The organism is Paraburkholderia sp. BR14374, assembly GCF_040948685.1.
Lineage (GTDB): Bacteria > Pseudomonadota > Gammaproteobacteria > Burkholderiales > Burkholderiaceae > Paraburkholderia > Paraburkholderia youngii.
In genome coordinates this window covers 1-10,993 of sequence record NZ_JBFPKF010000048.1, presented here as the reverse complement: position 1 = coordinate 10,993, position 10,993 = coordinate 1, and the positions used below count along the sequence as shown (strand labels likewise).

Annotated in this window: 9 protein-coding genes; 7 read left to right on the top strand and 2 right to left on the bottom strand. The window is 61.0% G+C overall.

The window, feature by feature from the left end; genetic code table 11:
- Window positions 1-751: 751 nt before the first annotated feature.
- Complete coding sequence (locus AB3X86_RS36900; protein WP_368599751.1) at window positions 752-2,134, top strand: hypothetical protein; 1,383 nt, start codon at window positions 752-754, stop codon at window positions 2,132-2,134.
- A 159-nt stretch (window positions 2,135-2,293) separates the two neighbouring features.
- On the opposite strand, the gene rpoD is transcribed toward AB3X86_RS36900, so the two are convergent.
- A complete protein-coding gene (gene rpoD / locus AB3X86_RS36895) occupies window positions 2,294-4,189 on the bottom strand; it encodes an RNA polymerase sigma factor RpoD (protein ID WP_368599750.1) in 1,896 nt (631 codons plus the stop codon).
- A 426-nt stretch (window positions 4,190-4,615) separates the two neighbouring features.
- Here rpoD and AB3X86_RS36890 point away from each other — a divergent pair, with 426 nt between their 5' ends.
- The gene (locus tag AB3X86_RS36890) at window positions 4,616-5,527 is read left to right on the top strand and encodes a hypothetical protein (RefSeq protein ID WP_368599749.1); all 912 of its coding nucleotides are present in this window, start codon (window positions 4,616-4,618) and stop codon (window positions 5,525-5,527) included.
- Between the two features lie 489 nt (window positions 5,528-6,016).
- Here the strand turns inward: AB3X86_RS36890 and AB3X86_RS36885 are convergent, their stop codons facing one another.
- Complete coding sequence (locus tag AB3X86_RS36885; protein ID WP_368599748.1) at window positions 6,017-6,322, bottom strand: hypothetical protein; 306 nt, start codon at window positions 6,320-6,322, stop codon at window positions 6,017-6,019.
- Window positions 6,323-6,708: 386 nt separating this feature from the next.
- Between AB3X86_RS36885 and AB3X86_RS36880 the strand changes: the two genes are divergently transcribed.
- The 5 genes from AB3X86_RS36880 (at window position 6,709) to AB3X86_RS36860 (ending at window position 10,514) form a co-directional block, all read left to right on the top strand.
- Entirely contained in the window at window positions 6,709-7,623 is a 915-nt protein-coding gene (locus AB3X86_RS36880; protein WP_368599747.1) for a hypothetical protein, read from the top strand.
- A complete protein-coding gene (locus tag AB3X86_RS36875; RefSeq protein ID WP_368599746.1) occupies window positions 7,598-8,296 on the top strand; it encodes an RES domain-containing protein in 699 nt (232 codons plus the stop codon). The genes AB3X86_RS36880 and AB3X86_RS36875 overlap by 26 nt, the downstream gene beginning before the upstream one ends.
- Window positions 8,297-8,357: 61 nt before the next feature.
- Window positions 8,358-9,101 (top strand): hypothetical protein, encoded by a 744-nt coding sequence (locus AB3X86_RS36870; RefSeq protein WP_368599745.1) that lies wholly within the window; start codon window positions 8,358-8,360, stop codon window positions 9,099-9,101.
- A gap of 87 nt (window positions 9,102-9,188) precedes the next feature.
- Window positions 9,189-9,974: an SNF2 helicase-associated domain-containing protein gene (locus AB3X86_RS36865; protein ID WP_368599744.1), complete on the top strand. Its 786-nt coding sequence runs from the start codon at window positions 9,189-9,191 to the stop codon at window positions 9,972-9,974.
- A 105-nt stretch (window positions 9,975-10,079) separates the two neighbouring features.
- Window positions 10,080-10,514, top strand: a complete 435-nt coding sequence (locus tag AB3X86_RS36860; RefSeq protein WP_368599743.1) for an SNF2-related protein — start codon at window positions 10,080-10,082, stop codon at window positions 10,512-10,514.
- Window positions 10,515-10,993 lie beyond the last annotated feature (479 nt).

Sequence of the window (10,993 nt, the reverse complement as noted above, 5' to 3'; positions counted from 1 at the left end):
TGTTGCTCGAGGGCATTGCCTTCAAGGACGGCGAACCGGTGCAGGACGATCGGCCGGTTCAGCAGAAACTCGCCGCTTGATATCGACAGTCACGGTGCTGCCCATACACCACTCTTGACGTTAGCTCGGCCAATTAGAAGGGCAAAGCAGGCTCATTTCGTTAAAGTTCGTCGCCCCATCCTCATCGAATCCCGGCAATAGACGGCCTCCAGAAAAAGGGCTTTTTTTGTGACGTCTGGCAGGATCCTCCACCGCTTTCTCGTCCTTCAGCGCAAACCAACTGGCTCGGTGTCCGTTGTGGAGGCACGCCTGGCTCGACTATGGATATTCGACGAAGGCAGGAATCAGCACACGCGCTGGCGGATCTCGCAATCGCCACGGCGAGGCGATTGCGAGATCATGAAGAAATGCGACGGCGTTTCTCGCGGTGGTAACCCCTATCGGCATGATGTGGCCCGAAGATTGTCGGTCGCCCACGTGCGTCGCCCATCGGCACGATGGCATCACTCAGCGCCGAAACGGGGGGACGTTGTTACGATGGGCGCCAGCGAGGATTGCCGCGATTAGCATTCCCGGGCTGTCAGTGGCGATGTGGTGGGTGGAGCGTGAGCGCGTGCGATCGGTGAAGTTCGGTTTTCCGGTCGCCCCCACTGGGCGAATCTACGACGAGTCGTCGAACACGCCAGTGAAATTGCCCCTCGTCTATAATTCACAAGCCAGAACATTTAATGATCGCTCGGAGCCCTATTTTATGAGTCAACCCCGCGGACGATATGCGGGACCTCGAGACAGCGGCCAACGCCAACCTCGTCACGTGAAGAAATCTCCTTCCAACCGGCAGGGACAACCGTACGTGAAGGCACCTCCTCGAGACTCCGCTCAGACTGCGTCGATTTTCAAAACACGGTCGTTTCAGTTTCTCGTCGATGCGGTGGGTGCAGAAAACATCGCGCTAGGACTCGAGTCGAGCATGGCGCGAGTGGCCGAACTGATGAAGGGCGAAAGATTTACGCCCGAGACCGCTTTTCATATGGAAACCACGCTCGGGCTTCCGCATGGTTTCTTTGACCAGCCTCACCCCGCGCTCGCGCCCGACACCATCACCCGCCTGAAGGCGCCACTCGACTTCGTCGAAGCAGACAACGAGCCAGAGGTTGTGTCTGAAACGCTCATGCCGGCTTCCGTCCAGAACGGCGGCCAACAACCCATTCTTGAAGATAACCTGTCGGGGAAAATGGAAATGCCAAAGAAAGCAGCGGGCGGATCGCCGGTGACCGTCAAAAAGAGTCGAACCCAGACGACTGGACGGACTGACACGCACGCGCGAGGAAAAGGTTCATCTTCCAAATCCAGAACCTCTTCTGAAGGGACAAGGCAGCAACCGCTGGCCCTGGACGACAGCGCAACGGTCGAAAACGTTCGACGCCAGAACCTTCACGTCCTCACGAGTCGTAACGGGTCCAAGGCGAGACTCGGCGTCGTCATGGAGATGACCGGTTCCAACATGGCCCATCGGCTCTATGGCAAGAAACGCATGGACGATCTCGAAGCAAACCGTTTTACAGAGCGACTTGGTTTGCCAAGCGGCTGGCTGGACACGCCACGCTCGGAAGCAGAGATTCCCGAGTCCGTATCGAGTTTGCTGACGCCTGCCTCGCGTGGACGTGCGGCCGCAGATCAACAGGAGCCGATCGCCGCCACCGCGAACGAGGAAGCGTCAAGGAGTGCCGTAAATGCGAAGGCGCACAAGCGACGCGCGCGGGCGGCCGTCCCGGTCGAGCCGGAAAGCGCCTTGTCTACGCCAACGAATACCGTAGAAGAGACGGAGACGCCGCTCGCCAGCGACCAAAACCATACAGGCGGTGGCCCCGCCGCGCCCGCCCGCCACTCCGCTGAAGGCGGTGATGCCGGGTTGCGGGCACTCACACCTGCAACCGCTGAATCGCTTCCCGCCGCTGCAATTCCCCAGCCAGACCCCGTGCCGCTCGCCGCGTCCGTCACGAGCCTGGACAACCTCGACGGTATCGCGCCAATCGCGGAGGCATTGATCAAGACGCTGGCAGGTAAGGCACGCACGGGCCGACTGGACGAATTGAAGGCACTGGAACTTTTGCAGCAGGCAGTCCTGTTGTGAACCGGCGGTAGCGCGACGGCGCACCGTCCCATCTTGCACGACGCGCATCGGACTGACCCGCCCCGATGCGTGCCGAAACATTGTTTTTAGCCGGTCGACGATCCAATGCTCATGTCGTCCTCCGAAACTACGCAAGCCACCAGTTCACGCTTTTGCGCCTTAGTGATCGAGAAATGGCCTTAGCCGGTTGGCGCGACTCGGGTGCATCAGTTTTCTCATCGCCTTGCTTTCGATCTGCCGGATACGTTCGCGCGTCAGGTCGAACTGTTTGCCCAGTTCCTCGAGCGTATAGTCAGACGCAGTATCGATGCCAAAACGCATCCGCAGCACCTTCGCTTCACGCGGGGACAATGCATCGAGCGCCTCATCGATTGCAGAGCGCAGGTTCGCCTGCACGGCCGCATCCGCAGGCGATGCCGCCATCGGATCTTCGATCATATCGCCGAGCGTCGCGTCGGCATCTTCGCCCACTGGCGTCTCGAGCGATACGGGTTGCCTCGCGACTTTCAACATGCCTCGAACCTTCTCCTCCGACAGTTCCATGCGTTCTGCCAGCGCAGCTGGATTAGCCTCGCGTCCGGTCTGCTGCAGGATCTCGCGAGAAATCCGATTCAGCTTGTTGATCGACTCGATCATATGCACCGGCACCCGGATCGTGCGCGCCTGGTCCGCAAGCGAACGCGTGACTGCCTGCCGCACCCACCACGTCGCGTAAGTCGAAAACTTCCAGCCGCGTCGATATTCGAATTTGTCGACGGCTTTCATCAGGCCGATATTTCCTTCCTGGATAAGATCCAGAAAGTGCATGCCCCGGTTCACGTATTTCTTTGCGATGGATATCACGAGGCGCAGGTTCGCCTCGATCATCTCGCGCTTCGCCTGCCGCATCTTCGACTCGGCCGCCATCATCTGCCTGTTGATCTTCTTCAACTGCTGCAACGGCAGCCCCACCTTCGCTTCGATATCGAGAAGCTTCTGCTGTTCGGCCTGAATCGCTGGCAGACTGCGTTCGAGCGCGGCGCCGTATTCGCGCGACGCCGCAGCCGTACTCCCGGTCCATGAAAGATCAGCTTCGTGACCCGGAAACGACTCAACGAACTTTTCGCGCGGCATGCCGCACCGGTCAACGGCAATTTGCAGAATGTGCCGCTCGATCGCACGCACCTGTGCGACCTGCTGTTGCACGTCGGTACATAGGCGATCGATGGTTCGCGCCGTAAAGCGAATGGGCGCCAGCTCGCGCTGGATCGCTTCACATAGGTGCGCGCCGGCCTCGCGTCCCATACCCTGCTCAGCGTGTGAGTCAGAAATCTGCTCGAACAGCTCGCGCACTCGGGCAAATATAGCCAGGCTGTCGCTCGTGAGCTGTTTCAGACGCGCTTCGTGAGCCCTCGCCGTGTCCCGGTCTTCGATCTCGCTGTCATCATCGCCGTCCTCGTCCCCGGCGTCGTCGCCATCAGCAGTCGCGTGCCCGGTGTCCGGCGATTCAGCCAGCTCCGACGAGGACACTTCGACCGATTCGGCTTCCTCGTTGATACCGTCAACGAGTTCGTCGATGCGCAGATCACCGGCTTCGATCTGCTTCGCGCTGAAAAGGATCGCCGAGACGGTCGCCGGGCAGGCCGCAATCGCCTGGACCATTTCGTGGAGGCCGTCTTCGATGCGCTTCGCAATCTCAACCTCGCCCGCGCGAGTCAACAATCCGGTCGCGCCCATTTCACGCATATACATCCGGACGGGATCGGTCGTGCGCCCGAACTCCGAATCGACGGTGGAAAGCGCGACTTCAGCCTCCTCGTCGGCCTGGTCGTCAGACGTAGCAGCCGGCGCCGCGTCGTTCAGGAAAAGTGCCGCCGCGTCGGGTGCCTGCTCGTAGACGGCGACGCCCATGTCATTGAAGGTGCTGACAATGGCTTCAATCGCAGCGGTCTGCGCGAAGTTGTCCGGCAGGTGATCGGCAATTTCGGCGTGAGTCAGGTAACCGCGCTCCTTGCCCAACTGGATGAGCGCACGCATCTGGAGCTGCTGCTCCTCGGCCCGCGGCACGGTATCCATCGGCAGCAGGATTGCGGTGGCCTTGTCCTTCGATGCGCGCAGGACCGACGCGTTCGGCGCGGATGCAGCCGTGTCTGGACGTGAAGTGCTCCGATGAAGCTTTGCCATACATTCTCCTGGACGGGTCCGCCCAGCGATCGCGTGACCGGTAGCCGCCAGCATCGCGACGGCAAGCTGTGGAATCCACGACTACAGGCGTGACACGATTTGCGGGATCGCAAGGGGCGATGAGCGCGGTCCGCAGAGCGGACGCGAGGGAAGCGCACGAATTGGCGCAAGACGACGACGGATTAAGATTTTAACACAGTTTGCTGCACCGCACCAATCTGGCTCCTATGCGGCCGGCCAGTTCCGGTCGCCTGTTACTTCGATGCTCGCCAGCCGGCCCGAGGGGGACGCGTCAACGCGATGCGTGCGTCGTCGGGTATGGTCAGCCTCGTGGTGAGCATTCGGTGTCTCTCCAAAAACCAGTCGGCCACTTCCGCTGACGACGGCCTCGGGCGGCCGCTGACCGTGAGTGCGCGCGGGCCCGACCCAGGACAGGTGAGCCTTTTCGGGATGCGACTCGTCGCGCCGGTGCGGCTTTTTCACAACCTCTGTCGCGAGCGCTACCCGTACAATGCCCCGCAAAACGGACACGAACTGGAAGGCGGCGCAGGCGTCGGAGAAAACGACATGACACCGGTATGGTTTGACGTTGTACGGCAGTTCGACTGGCAGGGCGCACTCAGGGTGGCCCTGCCATCGGGGGTCATCAGTTCGATCGTGGCGATCGGCTGGAATTCGTGCAGGGACCATCGTGACCATCGTCGCGAACGGCGGAACGCTGCACTGGAAGTGGCGCTCTCGCTGGAGAAATACGTGCGAACCTGTCGCGCAATGATGCACCGGGCAGACTGGGCATCGAAAGACGCAATTCGCACAAACCGCGAGCAGCCGGTGCATGGCGTGCAGGTGCCCGACTTCACTTATCCCGCAGTCGAATGGAAATGGCTGCATCACAAAATGACGTCCGTGCTGCGCGATTTCCCGGCAACCGTTCACTACGCGCGTGAATATATCGCCACGACTGGGGAATTCGCACCTGTTCCGGATGTCTGCGACGAACTGGCATTCGAGTGCGCGAAGCTCGCCAAGCGCGCGCTCGAACTGTCGCGCCTGACCCGAAGGAAACATGGTGCGGCGCCGTGGCATCCCGGCGCCGCAGAGACTGAGCTTGAGCGGGAGCTATACGAATTCGTCGCCGCGCGGGAAAGCAGTCGTAAAACGATGCTCGAGCAGCCGACGTCGCCGACCACGCCCGCGAGTTCTGCTTGCGATCGCCGAGCACTCGTCTAACTCCGGTGCGACTGTTCATTTACGCACTGCCAGTCCGGCCATGGCGGCCAGAGCAGTATGCGCCCGCGCTGGTATCAGCTGTCATTCCCAACTCTTCCCGCAGACCCAGGCAATGAAGCAACGCCGCCTCCACGAGTTCCGTGCGCGCGGTTCTGCGGATTGTCGCCAAATTGCGGCCTAGCAATAGCGCTCCATCGCGCTCATTTCGCTAACTGGTCGAGCCGCCCGGTTCAGCGGATGCCGGGAATTTCCACGGAGAAACCGACCGGCTCGGATTCCGGCCATTAATCGCGATACTGCCCATGACGATTATCAGGATTGAAGCGTTGCAAAAAAACGGCCCGCCTGCTGCGGACCCTGTTCTGGCGGGGCCCAGACGGGCGGCCAGCCCTGCCGCCAGCCCCGCCTGTGCCCCGCGTGCGGTCGCGTGCTGTCAACGCGGACCACATCTTCATGATAGTCACGGCGCCGGCGCGCGACGGCGCTTTTTCACGGGCGCCGCATTGGCGCGGCCACCGCCACCGACTTCGGCGACCGCTGGCTGCGGCGGGATGCAAGGATCTGTCGGATAGTCGCCAGCGACTGTTCGGCCGTCACACTCGCCACCTGCGCGCGCGGCGCGATGAACCGCGGCGCCGTCACGCCGAGCCGCCGGCACAGCGTCGACAGGTACGGCTTCGTGGGGCCCGTGCACCGCTGCACCGCGGCCTCGATCGCTGCGTCGCCGACATGCGCCTGCAGCCACGCCAGCGTGTGACGGTCCCGCTCGTTCTGTACGCGCACCAGATGTTCCATGACGCCTCCGATGACTGTATATGCAAACATACTGTATATATATACAGATCTAGGAGGATTTTCAAGACGACGAGCGGGATCGACGCCGCCGACAGTAGAACTGCTGGACGACGCTTGTCCGCCGTGGGTGCTGTCGGGCATTCCGGTGCAATAAATCAAGGGGGCGATAGTGACGACGGACGATAGCACGTCCGCCGGATGTCCCGAAATGAAGGCCCGGATAGCCCCAAGCGCGTTCCTGGCTCGTTGAGGGTCTACATCCGGCCGGAGCAGTCAGCCCATCAGTCACCAATCCGCAGCCTACCGAGAATAACCTTGATAACTAGGATATCAGGCGCTATCCTTATGGGTGTTGGGCTTCGTGCCCGGGAAGAGCGGAGGGGGAAATGTCTTCGGTCGGCTATATGGAAGTGGCGCGGAAGGGCAACCTTCCCGTGATCGAGTGGCGTCAGCTTGACGAGCGCGAGGTATTGGCCGAAGCCTCGGGCGACGGGGCGCGTTTGAGAGTCTTCTTTTCGCGCGTGTCGGAGGGCGAGACGCCTCTCACGGCGCCATTTTCATCGGCTTACGAAAGCCTGATTCTCATCAAACAGATGGCTCGTCCCGACTCGGCCTTCAGGGAGCATATCCACGATTTGGCTGTAAAGACTGGTTCCGGAGAATGGACCTTCTTCCAAGCCAAGAGCAGCGGTCGGGGAGGGGTCGAACCGTTGCGGGTGCATTCGTGGGGCGATCTGGCCAGATGGTTCCAAGACATGAGTCAGGTGTTCGCAGTAGAGGGCAATGTCAGCGAGGTCCTCGGTTTGCTGGATTCGATTGGCGAGCAGGCTGGTTCGCGGGACCGGCCGCAGCGAGAAGTGGTTGAAGATGTGTCGCCTGCGAAGTCCCATCAGGCCGCGATCGACTTCCGCAACGAGCTGCTGGCGGAGGGCTGGCCCGACGGCAAGCGCGTCGCGGAAATGGCAGGGGCTTCCGTCGGGAAAAACCCCGCTCAGTACGCGGCCAGACTGCGGTCGGGCGGCGCATTGCTGGGCGTCTGGGACGCGCCGGAACGCACGTTCCGGCATCCCGACTTCCAGTTTGACACTCATGGACAACTCCGTTCCGAGGTGGCAAAGCTGCTTGCCGTGTTACCGGGAGCGGACGATGACAGAGGCGGATGGCGTCGGGCTTTCTGGCTCTACTCTCCTCATGCGCAGCTTGGTAACGAGACCCCGGCGGCGGTGTTTCCGCGCGATGCAGAACGTGTAATCGAAGTCGCAAAACGAGAGTTTCGTGGAGACCGCGATGCCCGCTGGTGAGGAAGCAGTCCTTCACCGCGTCCATGTTGGGTGCCTGCCGGCAGGAGGTTCTTACTGGCATGTTTTCCCCGTCGAGTATCCGGCGACTTCGCCCAACCCACGATCGGAGGCGCGGTTGGCGTGGCGCGATGGTAGCCACAGTATGTTCTATGCGGGCGAGACGCCGGCGGCCTCGCTTTGGGAAACAGTATTGCGCGACGCTGCGGTGCGCGATGGCTCTGTCTATACCGACCCGAGCCACCTGGAAGGAATGGCGCTAGCGCGATTGACGCTTATCACTGACGTACCGGTGATTGACCTGAGGACGCCGTACCGCCGGGAAATTGTCGACGCAAACACTTCACTGGACTCGAAGTGGGACCATTGGTTGAAGCAGCCAGAGCATGACGCAACTCACCATGTCACGGAGCAGCTAATGAGCCAATTAGCCGCAGCCGGACATGAAACGGGGGCCGCCCTGAGATGGCATTCGCGCCAAGGCGGTTCAGACAGTGTGGTGCTTTTTTTTGCACCGCCCATGAACCCTGCGTGGTGGATATACGAACAGGCGGAAGTTGTTCGGCTCGATTCGGATGACGGCCACGCTAAAATCAGTGAGGCGCTTGTGAGACAGGGGCTGTGCTGGTGCGGCATACCGGCTGGCCCGGGTTTCGACCCGCCAGCAACCGTTTGACGCCGGAAAGGCGTCGACGGCTACCGTTATCAAATTCCAACAGATTGCCAGTGGGCATAAAATGAAAAGCTTCATCTCGGAGCAGGGCGCGATACAACCGAAAGCCGAAGAAAAGCAGGGAATTCGCGTATTCGCAGATGACTGGAAGGATCTGTGGACAATCGAGTCCATGTTTATTCTCGCCACGATCATGCCGGTTGTTCTACTTTGTAGTCAGCTCGAAGTGTGTTCGGCATGGACTCCCGCGTGGCTTCAAGAATATTGCGACCGGCCAATCAGGGCCCTTTGGAGCGCATATTTCTTGACAGCGGTCATTGCGGTCATCGGCGGCCTCTTGCACAACTTCAGAGCGAGATCATCGTGGGAGCTATTGTCGAAGCACGTCCTCGTATCGCCCGACTTCTACAAAATTCTGTTCGATGGGTTGAAGAATAGCGGTGTTGCTATAGCGGTCAGCGCTGCAATGATGCATGTGGTGCATGGATTACAGTCGCCCCGACTGCATTCTCCGAACGCTTGGTACGTGGATCTCGTGACGCCAGCGCTTCCAGACGAGGCCTTCTTGGCTGCGAGCGCTTTGGGTTGGCTCTTTGCGGCTGTTCTTCTGTACGCCGCGAACCTGGGCATGAGGACGGCGTACCTGAAGTTTGCGGGTGACGTAGCCTCGGCCCGGAAGATCGGCGAGACGCCTATGTTGGTGTTTCGCCGCTCCTTGCTCTCCTCTCTCTACCGCCTTACGTCCTACAACCTGTTCATGGTGTTCGTGGTGCTTGCACTATTCCAGCTCAAAGGCGAAGCCCTGTAATGCTGCATGCGACGGGAGGCAAGCCTTTGTGAGGCCGCGCGGTACGTCACCACGCTGTGCACGACGGCCACAGACGGGGACATCGCCGTGGCCGAACCAGACGCCCGGGACATCGGGAAGCTGATCGACGATGCGCCCCCCATGACGGGCGTCGACTATCTCACGCCGGAAGTGCTCGCGGCACTGTGGGGCGAGATCGACAGCGCCCTGCGCCAGGAGCTGGCCAGCACGGGCGGCTCGCTTCAGGCATGGCTAAGCTCACGTCATCCCACCTGGAATCTGGTGGGCCGCGTCCACTTCAATCTTACCGAGAACCGGAAGGACCCGGACGCCCCCTTTGCGTTTCTGGCGACCTATACGGCGCGCCTCTCGGCGCATGGCAAGACCCAGCATCAGCCCCTGTCGCGCGCGCTCGAGGAGTTTTCCGGCGCGCGCAACAAGGCGCAGCTGCTTTCGCTGCTGCTCCCCGTTCAGCGGGCGACTGAACGTTGCGACTGGGTGCGCTCCATGCTTGAATCGCGCGAGATCTATCATCCGTTGCGCTGGACGCCAGCCGATGCCTGGCGCCTTCTCAACGATTTGCCCGCGCTTGAAGCCGCCGGCATCGTCGTGCGGCTGCCCGGGACGTGGACGACGGGGCGTCCCGCGCGGCCGAGCGTCACAGCCAGTGTGGGCACAAAACCGCCGTCGCTCGTCGGCAAGGATGCCCTGCTCGATTTCAACCTGGCGGTCTCGCTCGCGGGCGAACCGTTAAGCCCTGCCGAGGTTCGAAGTCTGCTCAAGGGCGCCGACGGCGTGCAGTGGATCCGCGGACGCTGGATCGAGGTCGATCAAAAAACTTGGCCGCGTTCTGCAACGCCTCGAAAACCTTGAGCAGGCCGCGCAATCTGGGCTGCCGCTCAACGATGCGCTACGGCTGCTGGCAGGCGTGTCGGGCGATGACGCGCAAGCGCCTGAAGAGCGCGACTGGGGCACAGGTTGTGGCCGGCCCCCGGGCTGGCCGAAACCCTTCAGAACCTGCGCGAGCCGCAGGGACTGGCGCGCGTCGAACCTGGTCCGGGGTTGCGCGCACAGCTTCGTCCGTACCAGCAAGCCGGCGTTCGGTGGCTCTACCTGCTCAGCCGGCTTGAACTGGGCGCGTGTCTGGCCGACGACATGGGGCTCGGCAAGACGATCCAGATCCTCGCGCTGCTCCTGATCCTGAAGCGCGAACAGCCCGATCCACGTCCGAGCCTGCTCGTCGCCCCCGCCTCCCTGCTGGCCAACTGGGTCGCGGAAGCCGAACGCTTCGCGCCCGGCCATCCACCACTCATAAAGGCGCCCAGCACCGAGCCTTATGATCCGAGGGGTTTGAACAAAGCTGTCAAAGCAAAGAACGGCCGCGAACCAGGCAGATCTCGATATATTGATTGATTGGCATCGGCGGTCAACCTGTCGGTGATTTCGACATATGTATTTGCACTTGCCCCATCAAGGACACGTTCTGGGCCTATCTGCGTTGGCAATTTCTTGACTGTAGACGCAATGATAAGAAAAGGCCTTCCGAGCGTCTGCTGCCGTCTTTTATAGTGCTTCGCAGCAGTCGCCGATAACACAACAATGACTTCGATTAGGGAATCCTCAACTCCATCGCCCGTATCTACCACGGCTGCGATCCTCCACCCTATGAACGCGCGCCTGCGATTTCATCAACCAGACATCGAGGAGCTTTCCCATGGCAAATGGACCTCTGCAAGGCCTTAAAGTGATCGAGTTCGGCGGCATTTGTCACGGATCGGCGTAATCGAGCCGGGGATGATCGGCGTAATGAGGCCACCTGGAATGGCCCCGAAACGCGATTTCGAAGGGACTCAAGAATGCGTTTTTTTGCCTGATTTTGCAACCGCGTTTTC

Coding starts and splice junctions, on each gene's coding strand:
- rpoD (WP_368599750.1), bottom strand. CDS start 4,189: ATGGATACCGTGCCGCGGGCCGAGGAGCAGCAGCTCCAGATGCGTGCG.
- AB3X86_RS36870 (WP_368599745.1), top strand. CDS start 8,358: ATGAAAAGCTTCATCTCGGAGCAGGGCGCGATACAACCGAAAGCCGAA.
- AB3X86_RS36900 (WP_368599751.1), top strand. CDS start 752: ATGAGTCAACCCCGCGGACGATATGCGGGACCTCGAGACAGCGGCCAA.
- AB3X86_RS36880 (WP_368599747.1), top strand. CDS start 6,709: ATGTCTTCGGTCGGCTATATGGAAGTGGCGCGGAAGGGCAACCTTCCC.
- AB3X86_RS36885 (WP_368599748.1), bottom strand. CDS start 6,322: ATGGAACATCTGGTGCGCGTACAGAACGAGCGGGACCGTCACACGCTG.
- AB3X86_RS36890 (WP_368599749.1), top strand. CDS start 4,616: ATGGTCAGCCTCGTGGTGAGCATTCGGTGTCTCTCCAAAAACCAGTCG.